At 56.2% G+C, this 21,453-nt stretch carries 20 protein-coding genes; 14 read left to right on the top strand and 6 right to left on the bottom strand.

What is annotated here, in order from left to right; translation table 11 throughout:
- Nucleotides 1–12 precede the first annotated feature (12 nt).
- The 5 genes from alr to AC4OVU_RS01965 all read left to right on the top strand — a co-directional run bounded on the left by alr (nt 13) and on the right by AC4OVU_RS01965 (nt 4,262).
- The gene (gene alr / locus AC4OVU_RS01945; protein ID WP_023295763.1) at nt 13–1,092 is read left to right on the top strand and encodes an alanine racemase; all 1,080 of its coding nucleotides are present in this window, start codon (nt 13–15) and stop codon (nt 1,090–1,092) included.
- A 109-nt stretch (nt 1,093–1,201) separates the two neighbouring features.
- The gene (tyrB, locus tag AC4OVU_RS01950) at nt 1,202–2,395 is read left to right on the top strand and encodes an aromatic amino acid transaminase (RefSeq protein WP_049133897.1); all 1,194 of its coding nucleotides are present in this window, start codon (nt 1,202–1,204) and stop codon (nt 2,393–2,395) included.
- A gap of 268 nt (nt 2,396–2,663) precedes the next feature.
- On the top strand, nt 2,664–3,377 hold the full coding sequence (gene aphA, locus AC4OVU_RS01955; protein ID WP_110292860.1) for an acid phosphatase AphA: 714 nt from the start codon (nt 2,664–2,666) through the stop codon (nt 3,375–3,377).
- A gap of 112 nt (nt 3,378–3,489) precedes the next feature.
- On the top strand, nt 3,490–3,906 hold the full coding sequence (locus AC4OVU_RS01960; RefSeq protein WP_017382627.1) for a secondary thiamine-phosphate synthase enzyme YjbQ: 417 nt from the start codon (nt 3,490–3,492) through the stop codon (nt 3,904–3,906).
- A gap of 2 nt (nt 3,907–3,908) precedes the next feature.
- Nucleotides 3,909–4,262, top strand: coding sequence for an MmcQ/YjbR family DNA-binding protein (locus AC4OVU_RS01965; protein ID WP_017382628.1), 354 nt, complete (start codon nt 3,909–3,911; stop codon nt 4,260–4,262).
- Nucleotides 4,263–4,265: 3 nt separating this feature from the next.
- Here AC4OVU_RS01965 and uvrA read toward each other — a convergent pair whose 3' ends face one another.
- Nucleotides 4,266–7,088, bottom strand: coding sequence for an excinuclease ABC subunit UvrA (gene uvrA, locus AC4OVU_RS01970; RefSeq protein ID WP_015570187.1), 2,823 nt, complete (start codon nt 7,086–7,088; stop codon nt 4,266–4,268).
- A 251-nt stretch (nt 7,089–7,339) separates the two neighbouring features.
- Here uvrA and ssb1 point away from each other — a divergent pair, with 251 nt between their 5' ends.
- Nucleotides 7,340–7,870 (top strand): single-stranded DNA-binding protein SSB1, encoded by a 531-nt coding sequence (gene ssb1, locus AC4OVU_RS01975; protein WP_110292859.1) that lies wholly within the window; start codon nt 7,340–7,342, stop codon nt 7,868–7,870.
- 61 nt (nt 7,871–7,931) lie between these two features.
- Here ssb1 and AC4OVU_RS01980 read toward each other — a convergent pair whose 3' ends face one another.
- A complete protein-coding gene (locus AC4OVU_RS01980; protein ID WP_003860282.1) occupies nt 7,932–8,213 on the bottom strand; it encodes a YjcB family protein in 282 nt (93 codons plus the stop codon).
- Nucleotides 8,214–8,656: 443 nt separating this feature from the next.
- Between AC4OVU_RS01980 and AC4OVU_RS01985 the strand changes: the two genes are divergently transcribed.
- Both AC4OVU_RS01985 and AC4OVU_RS01990 read left to right on the top strand, forming a co-directional pair.
- Complete coding sequence (locus tag AC4OVU_RS01985) at nt 8,657–10,057, top strand: sensor domain-containing diguanylate cyclase (RefSeq protein WP_032103688.1); 1,401 nt, start codon at nt 8,657–8,659, stop codon at nt 10,055–10,057.
- Nucleotides 10,058–10,322: 265 nt separating this feature from the next.
- The gene (locus AC4OVU_RS01990) at nt 10,323–11,888 is read left to right on the top strand and encodes an EAL domain-containing protein (RefSeq protein WP_015570189.1); all 1,566 of its coding nucleotides are present in this window, start codon (nt 10,323–10,325) and stop codon (nt 11,886–11,888) included.
- A 6-nt stretch (nt 11,889–11,894) separates the two neighbouring features.
- On the opposite strand, the gene soxS is transcribed toward AC4OVU_RS01990, so the two are convergent.
- Nucleotides 11,895–12,221 (bottom strand): superoxide response transcriptional regulator SoxS, encoded by a 327-nt coding sequence (gene soxS / locus AC4OVU_RS01995; protein ID WP_003860277.1) that lies wholly within the window; start codon nt 12,219–12,221, stop codon nt 11,895–11,897.
- A 98-nt stretch (nt 12,222–12,319) separates the two neighbouring features.
- Between soxS and soxR the strand changes: the two genes are divergently transcribed.
- From soxR to AC4OVU_RS02015, 4 genes are all read left to right on the top strand, one after another.
- Entirely contained in the window at nt 12,320–12,778 is a 459-nt protein-coding gene (gene soxR, locus AC4OVU_RS02000; protein ID WP_003860275.1) for a redox-sensitive transcriptional activator SoxR, read from the top strand.
- 356 nt (nt 12,779–13,134) lie between these two features.
- A complete protein-coding gene (locus AC4OVU_RS02005) occupies nt 13,135–13,806 on the top strand; it encodes a glutathione S-transferase family protein (protein ID WP_017694715.1) in 672 nt (223 codons plus the stop codon).
- Nucleotides 13,807–14,103: 297 nt separating this feature from the next.
- Complete coding sequence (ghxP, locus tag AC4OVU_RS02010) at nt 14,104–15,453, top strand: guanine/hypoxanthine transporter GhxP (protein WP_110292858.1); 1,350 nt, start codon at nt 14,104–14,106, stop codon at nt 15,451–15,453.
- Between the two features lie 152 nt (nt 15,454–15,605).
- Nucleotides 15,606–17,252, top strand: a complete 1,647-nt coding sequence (locus tag AC4OVU_RS02015; protein ID WP_003860270.1) for a Na+/H+ antiporter — start codon at nt 15,606–15,608, stop codon at nt 17,250–17,252.
- 75 nt (nt 17,253–17,327) lie between these two features.
- Here the strand turns inward: AC4OVU_RS02015 and AC4OVU_RS02020 are convergent, their stop codons facing one another.
- On the bottom strand, nt 17,328–18,215 hold the full coding sequence (locus AC4OVU_RS02020) for a LysR family transcriptional regulator (protein WP_022646759.1): 888 nt from the start codon (nt 18,213–18,215) through the stop codon (nt 17,328–17,330).
- Between the two features lie 102 nt (nt 18,216–18,317).
- Between AC4OVU_RS02020 and AC4OVU_RS02025 the strand changes: the two genes are divergently transcribed.
- Both AC4OVU_RS02025 and AC4OVU_RS02030 read left to right on the top strand, forming a co-directional pair.
- Entirely contained in the window at nt 18,318–18,728 is a 411-nt protein-coding gene (locus AC4OVU_RS02025) for a CidA/LrgA family protein (protein ID WP_023302931.1), read from the top strand.
- Entirely contained in the window at nt 18,721–19,410 is a 690-nt protein-coding gene (locus AC4OVU_RS02030; protein WP_015570195.1) for an LrgB family protein, read from the top strand. The genes AC4OVU_RS02025 and AC4OVU_RS02030 overlap by 8 nt, the downstream gene beginning before the upstream one ends.
- Nucleotides 19,411–19,443: 33 nt before the next feature.
- Here the strand turns inward: AC4OVU_RS02030 and actP are convergent, their stop codons facing one another.
- Nucleotides 19,444–21,093, bottom strand: a complete 1,650-nt coding sequence (gene actP, locus AC4OVU_RS02035) for a cation/acetate symporter ActP (RefSeq protein ID WP_017382634.1) — start codon at nt 21,091–21,093, stop codon at nt 19,444–19,446.
- Nucleotides 21,090–21,404, bottom strand: a complete 315-nt coding sequence (locus tag AC4OVU_RS02040; protein ID WP_017382635.1) for a DUF485 domain-containing protein — start codon at nt 21,402–21,404, stop codon at nt 21,090–21,092. The genes actP and AC4OVU_RS02040 overlap by 4 nt, the downstream gene beginning before the upstream one ends.
- Between the last annotated feature and the right edge of the window lie 49 nt (nt 21,405–21,453).

Genomic DNA, 21,453 nt, shown 5'->3' on the forward strand with positions numbered 1-21,453 from the left:
TAAGGAATTCAAATGCAAGCGGCAACTGTTGTTATTAACCGCCGCGCTCTGCGACACAACCTGCAACGTCTGCGAGAACTGGCGCCCGCCAGTCAGCTCGTTGCAGTCGTGAAAGCGAACGCTTACGGACACGGTCTTCTTGAGACCGCGCGAACGCTCCCCGATGCCGACGCTTTTGGCGTCGCCCGTCTCGAAGAAGCTCTCCGCCTGCGCGCAGGTGGAATTACGCAACCGATACTGCTCCTGGAAGGCTTTTTTGAAGCCTCGGACCTGCCGACCATTGCCGATCAGCACCTGCACACGGCGGTGCATAACGAAGAACAGCTGGCCGCGCTGGAAACGGCTGAACTGAGCGAGCCGGTCACCGTCTGGATGAAGCTCGACACGGGCATGCACCGTCTGGGCGTGCGGCCGGAAAGCGCGGAGGCGTTTTATCAGCGTCTGAGTCAGTGCAAAAATGTGCGTCAGCCAGTGAATATCGTCAGCCACTTTGCCCGCGCCGATGAGCCTGAATGCGGCGCAACGGAACAGCAGCTTGATATCTTCAACACCTTCTGCGAAGGCAAACCGGGGATGCGCTCCATTGCGGCGTCCGGCGGGATCCTGCTATGGCCGCAGTCGCACTTCGACTGGGCGCGTCCGGGCATCATTCTTTATGGCGTTTCGCCGCTGGAGAACAAACCCTGGGGGCCGGACTTTGGCTTTAAGCCGGTTATGTCGCTGGTTTCAAAGCTGATTGCCGTGCGTGAGCACAAAGCGGGAGAGCCGGTGGGTTACGGCGGCACCTGGACCAGCGAGCACGACACGCGTCTTGGCGTGGTGGCGATGGGCTACGGCGACGGCTATCCCCGCGCCGCGCCAACTGGGACGCCGGTGCTGGTCAATGGACGCGAAGTAAAGATTGTCGGTCGCGTGGCGATGGACATGATTTGTGTTGATCTTGGGCCCGACGCGCAGGATAAAGCGGGGGACGATGCGGTGATGTGGGGTGAAGGCCTGCCGGTAGAGCGTATTGCTGAAATAACAAAAGTGAGTGCTTACGAACTTATCACGCGCCTTACCTCAAGGGTCGCAATGAAATACGTCGACTAAGCATGAGCGGGATGCGATGCATCCCGCTTCTGTTAACATCCCCTCGATCTTCTTCCGCTTCCGGTTTATTGTTGAATGCCCTGCCTCATAATAATCCGGAGAACATCGCGTGTTTCAGAAAGTAGACGCCTACGCCGGCGACCCTATCCTCTCCTTGATGGAGCGTTTCAAAGAAGATCCTCGCAGCGACAAAGTGAACCTCAGCATTGGTCTTTACTACAACGAAGACGGCATCATTCCTCAGTTGAAAGCCGTTGCCGAAGCTGAAGCGCGTCTGAACGCAACCCCGCACGGTGCTTCGCTTTATCTGCCGATGGAAGGATTAAACACCTATCGCAACACTATCGCGCCGCTGCTGTTTGGTGCGGACCACGCGGTGCTCGCGCAAAAGCGCGTGGCGACTATCCAGACGCTGGGTGGCTCGGGTGCGCTGAAGGTAGGCGCAGATTTCCTGAAAAAGTACTTCCCGGATTCCGGCGTGTGGGTCAGCGACCCGACGTGGGAAAACCACGTTGCGATCTTCGAGGGCGCGGGCTTTAAGGTGGCGACCTATCCGTGGTTCGACAGCGAAACCAACGGCGTGCGCGTTGATGCGCTGCTGGAAAAACTGAACATCCTGCCGGAGCGCAGTATCGTATTGCTGCATCCGTGCTGCCATAATCCGACCGGTGCGGACCTCACCAATGCCCAGTGGGATGCGGTGATCGAGATACTGAAGGCGCGTAACCTGATCCCGTTCCTCGACATCGCCTATCAGGGCTTTGGCGCGGGCATGGAGGAAGACGCCTACGCTATTCGCGCGATTGCCAGCGCGGGGCTTCCCGCTCTGGTCAGCAACTCGTTCTCAAAAATCTTCTCCCTGTACGGCGAGCGCGTTGGCGGCCTGTCCGTGGTGTGTGAAGACGCCGAAGCTGCGGGACGCGTACTCGGTCAACTGAAAGCGACGGTCCGCCGTATCTACTCCAGCCCGCCGAACTTTGGTGCGCAGGTGGTGGCGACAGTTCTCGGTGACGAAACGCTGAAAGCGTCCTGGCTTGCGGAAGTGGAAGCGATGCGTAAGCGCATCCTGTCGATGCGTCAGGAGCTGGTTAACGTCCTGAAAGAGGCCGTGCCTGGGCATAACTTTGATTATCTTCTCAAGCAACGCGGGATGTTCAGCTACACCGGACTGAGCGCAGCGCAGGTCGATCGCCTGCGCGAAGAGTTCGGCGTCTACCTGATCGCCAGCGGCCGTATGTGCGTGGCGGGTCTGAATGCAGGCAACGTCCAGCGCGTGGCGCAGGCGTTTGCATCCGTAATGTAAGTATTCACTTACTTGCATACTGTATGTAGGCCGGGTAAGGCGTAGCCGCCACCCGGCTTTTTTGTTCGCGCCGGTGCCAGTCATTGCCCGGTGGCGCCTCGCTTCCCGGACCTACACGTTTCTTCTGCGCTTTGTGATCGTCTTCTTTTTATTCAGCTTCATAAGTAAAAACTCCTTTCCTTCCCCTCCCGCTGGGGTTATGGTCGGATAGTTTTTTGACCATCCGCTCAAAATAAAACGATAACAAACTGAATATTCAGGGGAAAATATGCGCAAGATCACACTGGCGCTCAGCGCCGCCTGCTTATTGTTCTCGCTTAATAGCGCCGTTGTTGCGCGGGCTTCTGCACCCACGCCGCTTTACACCGGCACCACCGCCGCCATTCTTGCCGAACAGGCCCCCATTCACTGGGTTTCAGTGGCACAAATCGAAAATAGCCTGACGGGTCGCCCGCCGATGGCCGTGGGCTTCGATATTGACGATACCGTTCTCTTCTCCAGCCCCGGTTTCTGGCGCGGCAAAAAAACGTACTCCCCGGACAGCGAAGCCTATCTGAAAAACCCGGAATTCTGGGAAAAGATGAACAACGGCTGGGATGAGTTCAGTATCCCGAAAGAGGTTGCCCGCGCGCTGATCGCCATGCACGTAAAGCGCGGCGACAGCATTTATTTCGTGACCGGACGTAGCCAGACCAAAACCGAAACCGTCTCGAAAACGCTACAGGATGATTTCCTGATCCCGGCGGCCAGCATGAACCCGGTCATTTTTGCCGGGGACCAGGAAGGGCAAAACACCAAAACCCAGTGGCTGGAAAAGAAAAATATCAAAGTGTTCTACGGGGATTCAGATAACGACATCACCGCGGCGCAAGACGTGGGAGCCAGAGGCATCAGGGTGCTACGCGCCTCGAACTCCACCTACCGACCGCTGCCGATGGCCGGAAAATTTGGTGAAGAGGTGATCGTTAACTCTGAATACTGATGTATTAACGGCGGGGTGAATGCTTTTTTAAGCAAATCTCGCTGCGCGGGTTTTACCTTTCGCTTTCTTGCTGCACACTTAGAAAGATTCACCTTTCATAATGGAGCAGCACATGTGGTATCAACAGACCCTGACCTTAAGCGCAAAACCACGCGGATTTCACCTTGTGACGGACGAAGTCATCGGGCAAATCCGCGACCTGTCGCGCGTCAAAACGGGTTTACTGCATCTGCTGCTTCAGCACACGTCCGCCTCTCTCACGCTCAATGAAAATTGCGATCCCACCGTCCGGTCCGACATGGAGCACCATTTTCTGAAGAGCGTCCCGGATAACGCCCCGTATGAGCATGATTACGAGGGGGCGGACGATATGCCTTCGCACATCAAATCCTCTTTGCTGGGCGTCTCGCTGATGCTGCCGGTCCACAACGGACGGCTACAGCTGGGAACGTGGCAGGGGATCTGGCTGGGAGAACATCGCATTCACGGTGGTTCGCGTAAAATTATCGCAACGCTACAAGGGGAATAAAGATGACAATTTCGGAGATACTTCAGTACTGCATGAGCAAGCCGGGTGCGGAACAAAGCGTTCACAGCGACTGGAAAGCCACGCAGATCAAAGTGGGTGATGTGCTGTTCGCGATGGTGAAAGAGGTGGATGCGCGGCCTGCGGCATCACTGAAAACCAGTCCGGAACTGGCCGACTTACTGCGCCAGCAGCACGATGATGTCAGGCCAAGTAAGCATCTGAATAAAGCGCACTGGAGTACGGTGTTTCTCGACGGCTCGCTGCCAGATTCGCAAATTTACTACCTGGTGGATGCGTCGTATCTACAGGCGGTTGAACTGCTGCCGGAAACGATCCGACAGCAGCTCTCCGTGTGACGATTACAGCAACGGTTTGAGGAAGCGCGCGGTGTGCGAGGCTTCGCACTCTGCAACGGTCTCTGGCGTACCGGAGACGAGGATTTCACCGCCGCCGCTGCCGCCTTCCGGGCCGAGATCGACAATCCAGTCAGCGGTTTTAATCACGTCCAGGTTGTGCTCAATCACCACGATGGTGTTGCCCTGATCGCGCAACTGGTGCAGCACGTCCAGCAACTGCTGGATATCCGCAAAGTGCAGGCCGGTGGTCGGCTCATCCAGAATATACAGCGTCTGACCGGTACCGCGTTTGGACAGCTCACGCGCCAGCTTCACGCGCTGCGCTTCACCGCCGGACAGCGTTGTCGCTGACTGCCCCAGACGAATATAGGTCAGACCCACATCCATCAGGGTTTGCAGCTTACGCGCCAGCGCAGGGACGGCGTCAAAGAACTCGCGCGCCTCTTCGATGGTCATATCCAGCACTTCGTGGATAGTCTTGCCTTTGTACTTAATCTCCAGCGTTTCGCGGTTATAACGCTTACCTTTACACTGGTCGCACGGCACGTAGATATCCGGCAGGAAGTGCATCTCAACCTTGATTACGCCGTCGCCCTGGCACGCTTCACAGCGGCCGCCGCGCACGTTAAAGCTGAAACGGCCTGGCGTATAGCCGCGTGAACGCGCTTCCGGCACGCCGGCAAAGAGTTCACGTACGGGCGTAAAGACGCCGGTATAGGTCGCCGGGTTGGAACGCGGCGTACGGCCAATCGGGCTCTGATCGATGTCGATAACCTTGTCGAAATGCTCCAGCCCCTGAATGTCGCGGTACGGCGCAGGCTCGGCCAGCGTCGCGCCGTTCAGCGCCGTCTGCGCAATCGGGAACAGCGTATCGTTGATCAGCGTCGATTTACCGGAACCGGACACGCCGGTGATGCAGGTAAACAGCCCGACAGGCAGTGTGAGGGTCACGTCCTTCAGGTTGTTGCCGCGCGCGCCGGTCAGCTTCAGCACTTTTTCCGGGTTCGCCGCCACGCGCTGTTTCGGCACTTCAATTTTGCGCTTGCCGCTCATGTACTGGCCGGTCAGCGATTCAGGCACCGCCATGATGTCTTTCAGCGTCCCTTCCGCGACCACCTGGCCGCCGTGTACGCCTGCGCCCGGGCCGATGTCGATCACGTGGTCCGCGGCGCGGATCGCATCTTCGTCGTGCTCGACCACGATTACCGTGTTGCCGAGGTTACGCAGGTGAACCAGCGTGCCGAGCAGGCGTTCGTTGTCGCGCTGGTGCAGGCCGATAGACGGCTCATCCAGCACGTACATCACGCCGACTAAGCCCGCGCCAATCTGGCTCGCCAGACGGATACGCTGGGCTTCACCGCCGGACAGCGTTTCAGCCGAGCGGGAAAGCGTCAGGTAGTTCAGACCGACGTTCACGAGGAACTTGAGGCGATCGCCGATCTCTTTCAGCACTTTTTCAGCGATTTTCGCGCGCTGACCGGAGAGCTTCAGGTTGTTGAAGAAGTCCATCGCGTGGCCGATGCTCATGTCTGAGATGGTCGGCAGTGCCGTGTTTTCGACAAACACGTGACGCGCTTCGCGACGCAGACGTGTACCCTCGCAGGTGGCGCAGGAGCGGTTGCTGATGAACTTCGCCAGCTCCTCACGCACCGCGCTGGATTCGGTCTCTTTGTAGCGGCGCTCCATGTTGTGCAACACCCCTTCGAACGGGTGGCGACGCACGGAAGTGTCACCGCGATCGTTCATGTACTTGAACTCAATATTCTCTTTGCCGGAACCGAACAGGATCACTTTATGTACGTTCGCGCTCAGGCTGGCCCACGGGGCTTCAACGTCGAACTTATAGTGCTCAGCCAGCGATTTCAGCATCTGGAAGTAGTAAAAATTACGCTTATCCCAGCCGCGAATAGCGCCACCCGCCAGCGACAGTTCCGGGTTTTGGATCACACGGTCCGGGTCGAAATACTGCTGAACGCCCAGGCCGTCACAGGTCGGGCACGCGCCCGCCGGGTTGTTGAACGAGAACAGGCGCGGTTCCAGCTCGCGCATGCTGTAGCCGCAAATCGGGCAGGCAAAGTTGGCGGAGAAGAGCAGCTCTTCCGCTTTCGGGTCGTCCATATCGGAGACCACGGCCGTGCCGCCAGAGAGTTCCAGCGCCGTTTCAAAGGACTCCGCCAGACGCGTTGCCAGATCTTCACGTACCTTAAAGCGGTCAATCACCACTTCGATGGTGTGTTTCTTTTGCAGCTCCAGCTTTGGCGGATCGGACAGGTCACACACTTCGCCGTCGATACGGGCGCGGATATAGCCCTGGCTTGCCAGGTTCTCCAGCGTTTTGGTGTGCTCGCCCTTACGCTCTTTAATGATCGGCGCCAGCAGCATCAGGCGTTTGCCTTCCGGCTGCGACAGTACGTTATCCACCATCTGGCTGACGGTCTGGGCCGCCAGCGGGACGTCGTGGTCCGGGCAGCGCGGCTCGCCCACGCGCGCATACAGCAGACGCAGGTAGTCATGGATTTCGGTAATGGTACCGACCGTGGAGCGCGGGTTATGCGATGTGGATTTCTGCTCAATGGAGATAGCAGGGGACAACCCTTCAATGTGGTCGACATCCGGTTTTTCCATCAGCGACAGGAACTGACGCGCGTACGCCGAGAGCGATTCAACGTAACGACGCTGTCCTTCGGCATACAAAGTGTCGAAAGCCAGTGAGGATTTGCCAGACCCCGAAAGCCCGGTCACGACGATGAGTTTGTCGCGAGGGATTATGAGGTTGATATTCTTGAGATTATGGGTGCGGGCGCCCCGAACTTCGATCTTATCCATTCACCTTTCCCGGTTGGAACACGGATTGCCTGATTTGTTTGAAGGACAAACGGCTGTCAGAAACGGCTAATTATGACACAAAATGACCTGTTTGAATATACAGTATTGGAATGCATTTTCTGATCCACTGTGTAACAATGTCGAGTTCGCGGGAGAACTCTGGAACGTGCTACGCAACTATCAAAGTGCAGCATGGAAATGGTACACTCGCGCGTTTACACTATTAAGAAACGTATTCAGGAGACACGAACATGGCCAGCAGAGGCGTAAACAAGGTGATTCTCGTCGGTAATCTGGGCCAGGACCCGGAAGTACGCTACATGCCGAGTGGTGGCGCAGTTGCCAACATTACGCTGGCTACTTCCGAATCCTGGCGTGATAAAGCGACCGGAGAAATGAAAGAGCAGACCGAATGGCACCGCGTTGTGCTGTTTGGCAAACTGGCCGAAGTGGCCGGTGAGTATCTGCGTAAAGGTTCTCAGGTCTATATCGAAGGCCAGCTGCGTACCCGCAAATGGACCGACCAATCCGGCGCTGAGAAGTACACCACGGAAGTGGTGGTGAATGTGGGCGGCACCATGCAAATGCTGGGTGGCCGTCAGGGCGGTGGCGCACCGGCAGGTGGCGGTCAGAATCAGCAGCAGGGTGGTTGGGGTCAGCCTCAGCAGCCTCAGGGCGGCAACCAGTTCAGCGGCGGCGTGCAGTCCCGTCCGCAGCAGCAGTCTGCTCCGGCACCGTCTAACGAACCGCCAATGGATTTCGACGACGATATCCCGTTCTGATATCCAGACGCGTGAAAAACAAAAAACCCAGACAATGTCTGGGTTTTTTTATAACAGGCTATCAGGTAATCACCATCGGCCAGTCTGGCGGAGTGTGGCTCATGGCTTCAACCATCACCACTTTAATGTTTTCCCAGACGGCGGCAATGTCTACCAGCGTAATGCCAAGCAAACCTGTCGCGAACCAGCATGCGGCGCCCAACCCTAACAGGGTGCTAATCACAGCAAGACCTGCGTAGTCGGACTTTCGAAACTGAATGTTTAACGTGCTGGCCAGGAACATCAAAACCGCGCTCAACAACGGCCAGCGCAGGAGCACCATGCTGGTGGTAATGGTTGCCATAAAACCCATCCTCGACAAAACAGACGAACTGGAATGAAACAATGTTTCTCGTTACATAAGATGTGTGAACTATATCACATTTGCTGTTTTATTCGCCAGTATCCGCGTGAGGTAAAAGTGGGATTATTGCCGGGGAAAATATATCGTCGTCGCTCAGAACGACGTCTGGTCGGAATTTTTATTTTTATTTCATCCAGATAGTAAAACCTTTGCAAAACGCCATCGGCTGTATAGCGTTTACAGCAGTATATCTATGGATTATGCTTGTGTGGAACAATAAATGTACCCGCAAAAATAATTCATCGCATTGAATTAATTGACTTTTTTGGATTTTGTATTCTTTGTTTTACACTCGGCATGCTCTTTGATTTCGTGGTCTTATTCTTTTATTCAGATATGAATTATTGCGGTTGCTCTCTCGATTAATGACCTGCGAAAAGATAATGAAAGAAAAAAGACGCGAGATTATTAACGACAGCATGCAGGCGCTGCATGCCCTGGCGAAGCTGATGCCGCAACTCAACGCGCAGTGTTCGCCGGTTGAAATGCTGGAAATTATCAACAGCGCACTGGGGGCAAATCTCTCATGGGTCAGTGTCGAATCCGCAGACGGGCCGCGCGTGGTTTGTGCCGGCGACGTGACGTGTCACGCCTTTAACGTGGCGGATTTTCTTGCCAGCACCCTGTTGCAGCGGCATCACCGCGCCTGGCGGGTGATCTACTGGAAAGAGCATATTGGCCGGGCGGTATTTTCCCCTCAGCACCCAGGCTATGCGCGGCTGCAAAGCGGCGTGCTGTGTAAATTCTCAGCGCATGGCAGACAGTGCAGTGGTTATTTCTTTTTGGCTTTTAATGAAAAACTGACCTCGTTGCCGATACTGAAAAATATCGTGGTGGTATTGGTTGAGAAGCTAAAAGATTATTTTGATGACATCATCGTGCGGGAAAAAACGGCGCAGGAAATGCAGCGCGTCGTCACGCAATATAAAACCTTATTTGAGCGTGCTCCGGTATTAATGAACGCCTTTGACAGGCATAACCGGTGTGTATTGTGGAATGCCGAATGCGAAAAAGTCTTTGGCTGGAGTATGACTGAAATCGGCGAGCATCCCGATCCGCTGGCCCTGTTTTACCCGGATCCTGAGGAGCGACAGCGCGTGCAGGAGTCGGTTCGTTTCGCACCACTTAAGGATATGTACGAATGGCACCCGGTGCGTAAAGACGGGACGCAGTTAACCATTCTCTGGTCAAACATCCTTTTGCCGGATAACTCCATTCTCAACATTGGCCTGGATATCACCGAACGTAAAAAAGCAGAACAGCAGCTGACCGTCAAAGCCACCACGGACGATCTGACGGGCTGTCTGAATCGCTCGACAATCTTACAGCGTCTCAAAATAGCGCTGGCAGCCAGTTCGCCGCAGGATGTCAGTAGCCACTTCTGTCTCCTGATGTTCGATCTCGATTATTTCAAGCAGATCAACGATCGGTGGGGACATCAGGTTGGCGATGCGGCATTGATCCACTTTTGCGACCGTATTCGCGAGGTGAGCCCGGCCGGGTCGGCGCTGGGACGGGTGGGGGGCGAAGAGTTTGTTCTTCTGCTGGCGCACACGGATGGTATGGCCGCTACGTTGCTCTCTTCCCGGCTGCGTGCCGCGCTGATCTCAAAACCGCTGCGTGTGGGCGATAAAACGCTGGTACTCTCTTTCAGCGCCGGGGTGGTTGAAGTCTGTCAGGGGCAACGGGATACTTCTGCCATACTGATGCGTGCCGATAAGGCATTATATGACGCCAAGCGTACGGGAAGAGGAAAAACGGTCCTGGCGTCTGATTATTTATAAATCAGCATAAGAACAAAGAGCAGGCTATTTCAGCCAGCGAATTTTCCACACCTGTCGCGGGTAATTATTTTCCTTATCAGAAACGAAATGAATACTTTTAGTTTGGCTTACGGGAAAATATTATCGGCATCACGAATTTTAGGATTTTTAATACCAAAAGTCAGTTGCTAACTTCCCATGATTCATGCAACGTAATCACCTGTTTATCAAAGCAGCCGGTCTTCATTGCTACAGGCGTACAACATGCAGGGATACAGAGCGGGAAATGAATCGTAGCGCGCTGCGCAACATGCTCAAAGTGGTCGGGATTATCATGGTAGTTATGCTGCCGGTGATGCTTGCGCTATGGTTTGCCCAGCTTAGAGCCGTGTCGGAAATCAGCGCCCAGCTGCGCACGTTTGCTGAACTTGCTTTAAACAAAACTGAACGGGTTATTCAACAGGTTGATCTGGCCCGGGAAGACGCGGAAAAATATCAGGGAAAAGTGTGTACGCCGGAGCATCGTCAATATATGTTGAACGTTTCCCGCGGTCGTCTTTTTGTTGCCGATTTAATTTATGCTGAAGGCCAGTCGTTTCTCTGCTCGACCCTTTTTACGCCGGATCATCCTTACACCATTCCCGCTGCCAATTACACACGTAAACCCGACGTTGCTATCTATTATTTTCGCGATACGCCATTTTTTGATGGTTATAAAATGATATATATGCAGCGCGGAAATTATGTCGCAGTGGTCAACCCGCTTTCGTACAGTGAGGTGATGTCAGACGATCGTTCCCTGTCGTGGGGGGTGTATGACACCGTCAGCAATGCATTCTTTTCTGTAAGCCAGAAAGCCAATATTTCTTTATTGCATTCGATGCTTCGACATCAGGAAACGACTTTTCAGAAAGGTGACCGTTTTTATACGATCGTGAAATCCGGGCAGCGGCCGATTGCGGCCATCGTTTCAACCTCCAGCGCCCGTTTTTATAAAACGCTTTATCATCAGGCTACCCTGACGCTACCGCTGGGGATAATTTGCAGCATTATTATTCTGCTGGTGTGGTCGCGTACACACCGTGAATTCAATTCGCCTGGCCGACTTCTGCACCGGGCGCTGAATAAACGCCAGCTGTGCGTCCATTATCAGCCCATTATTGATATTAAAAATAACCAGTGCGTGGGGGCAGAGGCGTTGTTGCGCTGGCCTGGATTCAACGGTCAGGTTATGAGCCCGGCGGAATTTATTCCCCTGGCAGAAAAAGAGGGGATGATTGAGCGCATTACGGATTACGTCGTGGAGGAGGTGTTCAGCGATCTGGGCCATTTTCTTGCCGCTCATCCCGATCTGTATGTCTCGATTAACCTGTCGGCGTCGGATTTTCACTCTTCGCGTCTTATCGCCCTGATCTCCGACAAAGCCCGCTTTTACTCGGTTCGCGCGCAGCAAATCAAAATTGAGGTGACGGAGCGGGGGTTTATTGACGTGCCAAAAACCACGCCGGTCATTCAGGCGTTTCGCCAGGCGGGGTATGAAGTGGCGATTGATGATTTCGGAACCGGCTACTCTAACCTGCATAACCTCTATTCGCTGAACGTCGATATCCTGAAAATCGACAAATCCTTTATCGATACCTTAACCACCAACAGCACCAGCCACCTGATTGCCGAGCACATCATTGAGATGGCGCAAAGCCTGCGGCTGAAAACCATTGCGGAAGGGGTCGAGACGGGGGAGCAGGTGAGCTGGTTGCTGAAGCGTGGCGTGCAGTATTGTCAGGGATGGCACTTCGCGAAAGCGATGCCGCCCCAGGCATTTATGGCCTGGCAGCAGCAACCCTTGCGTTAACACGCATTAATTGAGCTGATGGCGGTAGTCGCTCGGCGTACGGTCAAACTCGCGGCGGAAGACGCGGGAAAAGGTCTGCTGCGACACATAGCCCAGATCCATTGCGATATCAAAAATGGGCCGCTGCGTTGAGCGTAACGCCTGCGCCGCCAGCAGGAGCCTGCGCTGGCGAATGTAATCACCCAGCGTTTGATGCATTACGGTGCGGAACATTCTCTGTAAATACCATTTCGAATAGCCCGACTTCTTAGCGACCACATCAATGTTCAACGGCTGGTCGATATGTTCATCAATCCATTCAATAAGTGTCTGAATAATTTGCTGATGCGACATAAGGTTACCCCTCTGTGGAGACATCTGTCCTGGTTGATTCGTCGTTTTCTCTGCGGGGGAGTATAATTCCTCAAGTTAACTTGAGGTAAAGAGGTTTTATGGAAAAGAGATTACCGCGCATCAAAGCGCTGTTAACCCCCGGTGAAGTGGCTAAGCGAAGCGGTGTGGCGGTGTCGGCACTCCACTTCTATGAAAGCAAAGGGTTAATAAAAAGTATCCGTAACGCCGGAAACCAGCGGCGCTACACCCGCGATGTGCTCCGCTACGTGGCGATCATCAAAATTGCGCAACGTATCGGCATTCCTCTGGCCACCATCGGTGACGCGTTCGGCGTATTGCCGGAAGGGCACTCGCTGAGCGCGAAGGAGTGGAAGCAGCTGTCGTCCCAGTGGCGAGAAGAGCTGGATCGTCGTATTCACACGCTGGTGGCCCTGCGCGATGAGCTGGACGGCTGCATTGGTTGCGGGTGTTTATCACGCAGCGATTGTCCGCTACGTAACCCGGGTGACAGGCTGGGCGAGCAGGGAACGGGGGCGCGGTTGCTGGAGGAGGATTGAGAGGTGTTTGCCGGGTGGCGCTTCGCTTACCCGGCCTACGCTCTCGGTTTTGCAGGCCGGGTAAGGCGCAGCCGCCACCCGGCAATAAGCATAAAGAACTAAAGCGCCACTAAGGGCGCTTTAGTTTTTTCCGGTCTTTGTCTTTCTCTCTATCCCGCTGGCTCACGGGAGGGTTTCCCCCGACATCAGTACCCCTCGTGTCGAGCTTGTGGAGGAGGTTCCGGTTTGTACTGACACTTTAATTCTATGCCCGGCCGCCGTTTTTGCCACCGGAGACGGTGAGATTTTAGCCGAATTTTTTTCGTGAAGTTGTTCAGTTTTCTATAGTTAAAAAGTATGAATCACCGGAGAACATCATGCTAACGGTCCACCACCTTAATCAGTCTCGTTCACATCGCGTCCTCTGGGCGCTGGAAGAGCTGGGTCTGACGTATGAGATTGTGCGCTACCAGCGCGAGAAATCCATGCTTGCACCGGATTCGCTCAAAAAAGTGCATCCGCTGGGGAAATCCCCGGTACTGGAAGATAACGGACTGGTGCTGGCCGAATCAGGCGCGATTCTGGAATATCTTCAGGAAACGTACGATTCGGCGTCACGATTCAAACCGTTAGATCCCGCCCATAAAGTGCAGTATCGCTTCTGGCTGCATTACGCTGAAGGGTCTTTGATGCCGCTCCTGTTAATGAAGCTGGTGTTTAACAGCCTCGGCAAACCACCCGTCCCGTTTGGCCTGCGCACGCTGGGTAAGGCGCTGGGGCAGGGGGTGCAAAAAGCGTATCTCAACCGCCAGCTGGAAACGCATGCGCGCTTTATTAACGATCATCTTGCCGAAAACAGCTGGTTTGCCGGCGACACGCTGACCATGGCTGATATCCAGATGAGTTTTCCCCTCTTCGCCCTGCTGGCGAGAGGCGGCATCGACAATCTCGACCACATAGCGGCGTGGAAACAGAGAGTGGAGGCACGTCCGGGCTGGCAGACAACGCTTGCGAAAGGCGGCCCGCTGACAATCCCCGGCGAGGGATGAAATGTAACGAAATTGCGCATGGACGATAACGTTTGCGCATCCTCTGCTTAATTCTTCATCGTCATGAGGCAATTTTAGCGAAAAACGAGAAAGTTCAGTTGAAAAGGGCGGGTATTAGGCTAGATAATCGTTTGCCTACATTTGACCACCCGTTTTGTAAGCGCGGAGCTAAACGTTTGCTTTTTTTGTGACGCCCCTTTCGTCGCAAACGCAGCACAAGGATTTGACGTTTCGCTGGCAGTGGAGTCTCCACCACGCTTACGGACTTTCAATAAAAATTTTCAGGGGATGTTTTCTATGTCTACGCCATCTGCGCGTACCGGCGGTTCACTTGACGCCATGTTTAAAATTTCTGCTCGCGGCAGCACCGTGCGCCAGGAAGTTGTTGCCGGTCTGACCACGTTTCTGGCGATGGTGTACTCCGTCATCGTGGTGCCAGGCATGCTCGGCAAAGCGGGCTTCCCGCCAGCGGCGGTCTTCGTTGCCACCTGCCTGGTTGCGGGTGTGGGTTCGATTGTGATGGGCCTGTGGGCGAACCTGCCGCTGGCGATCGGGTGCGCCATCTCCCTGACCGCGTTTACCGCCTTCAGCCTGGTGCTGGGCCAGCATATCAGCGTCCCGGTAGCGCTCGGCGCCGTGTTCCTGATGGGCGTGCTGTTCACCGTAATTTCAGCAACCGGCATTCGTAGCTGGATTTTGCGCAACCTGCCGCAGGGCGTGGCGCACGGCACCGGCATCGGTATTGGCCTGTTCCTGCTGCTGATCGCTGCCAACGGCGTGGGTCTGGTCATCAAGAACCCGCTGGACGGCCTGCCGGTTGCGCTGGGTAACTTCGCGAGCTTCCCGGTGATCATGTCGCTGGTGGGTCTGGCGGTGATCATTGGCCTGGAAAAACTGAAAGTGCCGGGCGGCATTCTGCTGACCATTATCGGCGTGTCCATCGTCGGCCTGATCTTCGACCCGACCGTTCATTTCTCCGGGATTTTCGCCATGCCGTCGCTGAGTGATGACAAAGGCAACTCCCTGATTGGCAGCCTGGATATTGTTGGCGCGCTGAACCCGGTGATCCTGCCAAGCGTGCTGGCGCTGGTAATGACCGCGGTGTTTGATGCCACGGGCACCATCCGCGCGGTGGCCGGTCAGGCTAACCTGCTGGATAAAAACGGACAGATTATTGACGGCGGCAAAGCGCTGACCACCGACTCCCTGAGCAGCGTTTTCTCTGGCCTGGTGGGTGCGGCGCCTGCGGCGGTGTACATTGAGTCCGCAGCGGGTACGGCGGCAGGCGGTAAAACCGGCCTGACGGCCATCACCGTTGGCGTGCTATTCCTGCTGATCCTGTTCCTCTCTCCGCTCTCTTATCTGGTGCCGGCTTACGCGACCGCACCTGCGCTGATGTACGTCGGCCTGCTGATGCTGAGCAACGTGGCGAAAATCGACTTCGCGGATTTTGTTGATGCCATGTCCGGCCTGATCACTGCGGTATTCATCGTGCTGACCTGTAACATCGTGACCGGCATTATGATCGGTTTCGCCTCGCTGGTGATTGGGCGTCTGGTCTCCGGTGAGTGGCGTAAGCTGAACATCGGTACCGTGGTCATCGCCGTTGCGCTGGTGGCGTTCTACGCGGGCGGCTGGGCCATCTGAATTGACTTTTTATGCGAAAACGGGTGGCTCAGGCCGCCCGTTTTTATTTTCAGGACTCATCCCGTTGCCTTTTACGTTACTCTGGAGAGGATAGAATAAGAGGCACGACGCCTCAGGTTTGGCATATAAGAAACACAGCAAACAGGGAACGCATGGAAATTTTCTTCACAATACTCATCATGACCCTTGTGGTCTCATTATCCGGGGTGGTTACACGCGTACTGCCCTTCCAGGTCCCCCTGCCTTTAATGCAAATAGCTATCGGTGCGCTGCTGGCGTGGCCGACGTTCGGTCTGCACGTGGAGTTCGATCCGGAACTGTTCCTCGTGCTGTTTATCCCGCCGCTGCTGTTTGCCGATGGCTGGAAAACGCCGACGCGCGAATTTCTGGAGCACGGGCGAGAGATCTTCGGCCTGGCGCTGGCGCTGGTGGTGGTCACCGTGGTCGGGATTGGTTTCCTGATCTACTGGGCCGTACCGGGGATCCCGCTCATACCCGCCTTTGCGCTGGCCGCCGTGCTGTCGCCTACCGACGCCGTGGCGCTGTCCGGCATTGTGGGCGAAGGGCGCATTCCAAAGAAAATCATGGGCATTTTGCAGGGCGAGGCGCTGATGAATGACGCCTCTGGCCTGGTCGCCCTGAAGTTTGCCGTGGCGGTTGCCATGGGCACCATGGTCTTTACCGTCGGCGGCGCGACCCTGGAATTCTTCAAGGTGGCGATTGGCGGTATCCTCGCGGGCTTCGTAGTGAGCTGGCTGTACGGACGCTCGCTGCGCTTCCTTAGCCGCTGGGGTGGTGATGAACCGGCGACGCAGATCGTCCTGCTGTTCCTGCTGCCGTTCGCCTCTTACCTGATTGCCGAACACATTGGCGTGTCGGGCATTCTGGCGGCGGTAGCCGCGGGGATGACCATCACCCGCTCCGGCGTTATGCGGCGCGCGCCGCTGGCGATGCGCCTGCGCGCGAACAGTACCTGGGCTATGCTCGAGTTTGTGTTTAACGGCATGGTGTTCCTGCTGTTGGGCCTGCAACTGCCGGGCATTATGGAATCCTCGCTGATTGCGGCCGAAGCGGATCCAAACGTTGAAGTCTGGATGCTGTTTACCGATATCGTGCTCATCTACCTTGCGCTGATGCTGGTGCGTTTCGGCTGGCTGTGGACGATGAAGAAATTCAGCGTTCGCTTCCTGACCAAAAAGCCGATGGAGTTTGGCTCGTGGACTACGCGCGAGCTGCTGATTGCCTCTTTCGCGGGCGTGCGCGGGGCGATCACCCTTGCTGGTGTGCTCTCCATTCCTCTGCTGCTGCCGACGGGTGACGTCTTCCCGGCGCGCTACGAGCTGGTGTTCCTGGCGGCGGGCGTGATCCTCTTCTCCCTGTTTGTCGGCGTGATTATGCTGCCGATTCTGCTGCAACATATTGACGCGGGTGACTCCTCGCAACAGCACAAAGAAGAGCGGATTGCCCGTGCGGCGACGGCGGAAGTGGCGATTGTCGCCATCGAGAAGATGGAGGAGCGTCTGGCCGCCGATGCCGAAGAGAACATTGATAACCAGCTGCTGAAGGAAGTCAGTTCACGCGTGATCGGTAATTTGCGTCGCCGTGCTGACGGACGTAACGACGTGGAAAGTTCGTTGCAGGAAGAGAACCTCGAACGCCGTTTCCGCCTGGCGGCGCTGCGCTCCGAGCGTGCCGAGCTGTATCACCTGCGCGCGACGCGGCAGATCAGCAACGAGACGCTGCAAAAGCTGCTGCACGATCTGGATCTGCTGGAAGCGTTGTTGATAGAGAATCAGTAGCGCTGTAATTGCCCGGTGGCGCTGCGCTTACCGGGCCTACGTGCTCGATCGGTACCCTCTCCCTGTGGGAGAGGGTTAGGGTGAGGGTACCCAAAACCCCTCACAGCATTGCAACCACGCCTGCGCGCTGTGCGACAGATAGACCCCTTCACGCCAGATCATCCCCAGCTGCCAGTGCAGGTCGCTCTCCAGCGGGATCCAGCGCAGCGTATTTTTATCCAGCCGCTCGCAGATCGGCTGCGGCAGAATGGCAATCCCCACGCCCGCCTGTACCATCGCCGCCAGAAAATCCCACTGACCGCTGCGCACCGCAATGCGCGGCTTTACGTTGTGCTGGTTAAACAGCGCCATCAGCTGGCGGCTTAAGGCGAAATCTTCGTTGTAAATCAGCAGCGGGTGTTCGCCGAGCAGCTCGGGTTTTACTGACTCAATCTTCAGCCAGTCGCCGGAGCGCGGCACCAGCACGCACAGCGGGTGGCTGAACAGAGGCAGCGTCGCCAGGCCGCTTTCCTCCTCCACGGGAAGGGCCGTCATGGCCACGTCCAGTTCACCGTTCATCACCGCCTGCTGCACGGTCAGGCCGCCAAATTCAGAAATTTTTAGCTCAACGCCGGGATAGCGCTGGCGAAACAGGCTTATCGGTCCGGCCATCATCATGCCGACCATCGGCGGAATACCGAGCCGCAGCAGCCCTTTTGTCAGATGGTTGATGTCCCCAAGCTCGGCCTCCAGCTGGCGGAACTCCGCCAGAATTGCCAGCCCGCGCTCGAACACCACGCGTCCGGTATCGGTCAGCAGTAGCTTGCGCCCGTCGCGGATCAGCAGGGTACAGTTCAGCTCATCTTCGAGATTTTTCAGCATCTTGCTGATGGTCGGCTGGGTTACGAATAACTTCTCCGCTGCGCGGGTAAAACTTTGCTGGCGAACCACCTCGACAAAATAGCGCAGCGTTCTTATGTCCATGATTATTCCTCGAAACTATACCTTCGATGATTTTAATTCATTTCAGTCGATACCGTACGCTCACTATACTGGCGCCTCGTCTCATTTCTGAGGAAAACCCCCATGGCCGTGGCGTTAAGCCGTGTTACGCCTGCCGTTGTGCAACGACTCCAGGTACCGGTTCAGGTACTGCTCTACGCGGGACTGTTTGTTTTCGCGGAATATCTTGTCGACTGGCTGCATCTGCCTTTACCCGCCAACCTGGTGGGGATGGTGCTGATGCTGACGCTGATCCTCTGTCGCGCGTTGCCCCTTAGCTGGGTGCGGGCCGGCGCACGCTGGCTGCTGGCGGAGATGCTGTTGTTCTTTGTGCCGGCTGTGGTGGCGGTGGTGAATTATGCCCAGTTGCTGATGGTCGACGGCTGGCGCATCTTTGCGGTTATCGCCCTGAGCACGATGATGGTGCTGGGCGCCACCGCCTGGGTGGTGGATAAAGTGTATCGCTTTGAAATCAGCAGGCAGAAGCATGACTAACTTTCAGATAAGCGTGCTGTGCCTGATTGCGACAGTCGTCATCTACTTTGCCAACAAGCGCCTGTATCGCCGCTTTCGCGCGCTGCCGCTGATGCCGCTGGTCTTTACGCCGATCCTGCTGGTGCTGATGCTGGTCTTCGGCCATATCTCCTGGCAGAACTACATTGGCGAATCCCACTGGCTGCTGTGGCTGCTCGGCCCGGCGACCATCGCCTTCGCCGTACCCGTTTATGACAACCTCGCCATTATCAGACGCCACTGGATGTCGCTCAGCGCGGGTGTCGTCACCGCGACGGTGGTGGCGGTGTGCAGTTCGGTCTGGCTGGCGCGGTTGTTTACCCTGTCGGATGAAATCCAGCGCAGCCTGGCGGTGCGTTCGGTGACCACGCCGTTTGCGCTGGCAGCCGCCAAACCGCTCGGTGGCCAGCCGGATCTGGTGGCGCTGTTTGTGGTGGTGACGGGCGTCTTCGGCATGGCAGTGGGGGATGTGCTGTTTCTGCGGCTTTCCATTCGCGAAGGGATGGCGAAAGGCGCGGGGTTTGGCGCGGCGTCGCACGGGGCGGGGACGGCACGTTCGTATGAGCTGGGACAGCAGGAGGGCGTGGTCGCGAGCCTGGTGATGATGCTTTCGGGCGTCACGATGGTGCTGATTGCGCCGCTGGTGGCGTGGGTGATGTTTTAAGCTCCCCGGCCAGAGCGACCGGGGAGAAAAGGCTTAGTGCGCGCGGCCCTGCTCAACGCCCAGGCCGGTTTGCGAGCGGATAAACTGGGCGCGGAATTTTTCACGCTCCAGGTTACCCTCCGGTGAATTATCGGTGGCAGAGAAGATCCAGATCCCGATAAACGCCACGGCAATGGAGAACAGCGCCGGGTATTCATACGGGAAGATAGCGCTTTCGTGACCGAGGATCTGCACCCAGATGGTCGGGCCGAGGATCATCAGAATCACCGCCGTCAGCAGGCCCAGCCAGCCGCCAATCATCGCCCCACGGGTGGTCAGTTTTGACCAGTACATGGAGAGCAGAATGATCGGGAAGTTACAGCTTGCCGCAATCGAGAAGGCCAGCCCGACCATAAAGGCGATGTTCTGTTTCTCGAACAAAATCCCCAGCAGGATGGCGACGACGCCCAGCACCAGCACGGTGATTTTGGAGACTTTCAGCTCATCGCGCTCGCTTGCGCCTTTGCGGAAGACGTTGGCGTAGAGGTCATGCGAAACCGCCGACGCGCCGGCCAGCGTCAGCCCTGCAACCACCGCGAGGATGGTGGCAAAGGCCACGGCAGAGATAAAGCCGAGGAACAGGTTGCCGCCCACCGCGTCGGCCAGATGCACCGCCGCCATGTTGTTACCGCCGATAAGCGCGCCCGCCGCGTCTTTAAACGCCGGGTTTGCCCCCACCAGCATGATTGCGCCGAAGCCGATGATAAAGGTCAGAATGTAGAAGTAGCCCATAAACCCGGTGGCGTAGAACACGCTTTTACGCGCTTCACGCGCATCTGACACCGTGAAGAAACGCATCAGGATATGCGGCAGGCCAGCGGTACCGAACATCAGGCCGAGACCGAGCGAGAGCGCGGATATCGGATCTTTCACCAGCCCGCCCGGGCTCATGATCGCTTCCCCTTTCGGGTGGACCGCCATCGCTTCGGTAAACAGATTATTGAAGCTGAACCCGACGTGCTTCATCACCATAAAGGCCATAAAGCTGGCGCCGAACAGCAGTAGTACCGCTTTGATGATCTGTACCCAGGTGGTGGCCAGCATGCCGCCGAACAGGACGTACATCACCATCAGCACGCCGACCAGCACCACCGCGACGTGGTAGTTCAGGCCGAACAGCAGCTCGATCAGTTTGCCCGCGCCGACCATCTGGGCGATCAGATAGAGTGCCACCACCACCAGCGAACCGCAGGCGGAGAGGGTACGAATCGGCCCCTGCTTCAGGCGATAGGAGGCGACGTCAGCAAAGGTATAGCGCCCCAGGTTACGCAGGCGCTCGGCAATCAGGAACAGAATGATTGGCCAGCCCACCAGGAACCCGAGGGAGTAGATCAGGCCGTCATACCCTGAGGTATACACCAGCGCGGAGATCCCAAGGAACGAGGCGGCGGACATAAAGTCCCCCGCGATCGCTAGCCCGTTCTGGAAGCCGGTAATGTTGCCGCCCGCGGTGTAGTAATCGTTACGGGAGCGTACGCGTTTCGACGCCCAGTAGGTGATGTACAGCGTCAGCACCACGAAAATCAGGAACATGATAATCGCCTGCCAGTTGGTTGGCTGGCGCTGAACCTCGCCGGTAAGGGCATCTGCCGCATGGGCAGCAAAGGGAAGTGTGGCGGCTAGCGCCGTCAGGACTCGCTTCATGATGCTTTTACCTCGCGCAGAACTTCTCTGTTAAGACGATCGAATTCACCGTTCGCACGCCAGACGTACACACCCGTGAGCACAAACGAAATGATGATCACGCCAATCCCAATCGGAATACCGCGCGTGACGCTGGTACCCTCATGCAGCGGGGTGCCCAGCCAGTGCGGCGCAAAGGCGATCAGCAGAATAAAGCCGACGTAGATAATCAGCATGATGATGGAAAGGATGAAGGCAAACCGTTGCCGTTTTTCGACGAGCTCCCTGTAGTGCGCACTATTCTCTATCTGCTGACAAATATCGTTATTCATCACAGAGTCTCCAGAAGTAAGGTTGGTTTGTTTTTATCCCCTCTCCCCT

The organism is Enterobacter sp. 6722112 (assembly GCF_058661685.1).

What these genes read in the sequence shown, in the direction of transcription:
- aphA (WP_110292860.1), top strand. Translation starts at nt 2,664, where the DNA reads ATGCGCAAGATCACACTGGCGCTCAGCGCCGCCTGCTTATTGTTCTCG.
- ssb1 (WP_110292859.1), top strand. Translation starts at nt 7,340, where the DNA reads ATGGCCAGCAGAGGCGTAAACAAGGTGATTCTCGTCGGTAATCTGGGC.
- AC4OVU_RS02030 (WP_015570195.1), top strand. Translation starts at nt 18,721, where the DNA reads ATGACTAACTTTCAGATAAGCGTGCTGTGCCTGATTGCGACAGTCGTC.
- soxS (WP_003860277.1), bottom strand. Translation starts at nt 12,221, where the DNA reads ATGTCGCATCAGCAAATTATTCAGACACTTATTGAATGGATTGATGAA.
- AC4OVU_RS01960 (WP_017382627.1), top strand. Translation starts at nt 3,490, where the DNA reads ATGTGGTATCAACAGACCCTGACCTTAAGCGCAAAACCACGCGGATTT.
- AC4OVU_RS01990 (WP_015570189.1), top strand. Translation starts at nt 10,323, where the DNA reads ATGAATCGTAGCGCGCTGCGCAACATGCTCAAAGTGGTCGGGATTATC.
- AC4OVU_RS02020 (WP_022646759.1), bottom strand. Translation starts at nt 18,215, where the DNA reads ATGGACATAAGAACGCTGCGCTATTTTGTCGAGGTGGTTCGCCAGCAA.
- AC4OVU_RS01985 (WP_032103688.1), top strand. Translation starts at nt 8,657, where the DNA reads ATGAAAGAAAAAAGACGCGAGATTATTAACGACAGCATGCAGGCGCTG.
- AC4OVU_RS02015 (WP_003860270.1), top strand. Translation starts at nt 15,606, where the DNA reads ATGGAAATTTTCTTCACAATACTCATCATGACCCTTGTGGTCTCATTA.
- ghxP (WP_110292858.1), top strand. Translation starts at nt 14,104, where the DNA reads ATGTCTACGCCATCTGCGCGTACCGGCGGTTCACTTGACGCCATGTTT.
- actP (WP_017382634.1), bottom strand. Translation starts at nt 21,093, where the DNA reads ATGAAGCGAGTCCTGACGGCGCTAGCCGCCACACTTCCCTTTGCTGCC.
- AC4OVU_RS02025 (WP_023302931.1), top strand. Translation starts at nt 18,318, where the DNA reads ATGGCCGTGGCGTTAAGCCGTGTTACGCCTGCCGTTGTGCAACGACTC.
- uvrA (WP_015570187.1), bottom strand. Translation starts at nt 7,088, where the DNA reads ATGGATAAGATCGAAGTTCGGGGCGCCCGCACCCATAATCTCAAGAAT.
- AC4OVU_RS02005 (WP_017694715.1), top strand. Translation starts at nt 13,135, where the DNA reads ATGCTAACGGTCCACCACCTTAATCAGTCTCGTTCACATCGCGTCCTC.
- AC4OVU_RS01965 (WP_017382628.1), top strand. Translation starts at nt 3,909, where the DNA reads ATGACAATTTCGGAGATACTTCAGTACTGCATGAGCAAGCCGGGTGCG.
- AC4OVU_RS02040 (WP_017382635.1), bottom strand. Translation starts at nt 21,404, where the DNA reads ATGAATAACGATATTTGTCAGCAGATAGAGAATAGTGCGCACTACAGG.
- alr (WP_023295763.1), top strand. Translation starts at nt 13, where the DNA reads ATGCAAGCGGCAACTGTTGTTATTAACCGCCGCGCTCTGCGACACAAC.
- soxR (WP_003860275.1), top strand. Translation starts at nt 12,320, where the DNA reads ATGGAAAAGAGATTACCGCGCATCAAAGCGCTGTTAACCCCCGGTGAA.
- AC4OVU_RS01980 (WP_003860282.1), bottom strand. Translation starts at nt 8,213, where the DNA reads ATGGCAACCATTACCACCAGCATGGTGCTCCTGCGCTGGCCGTTGTTG.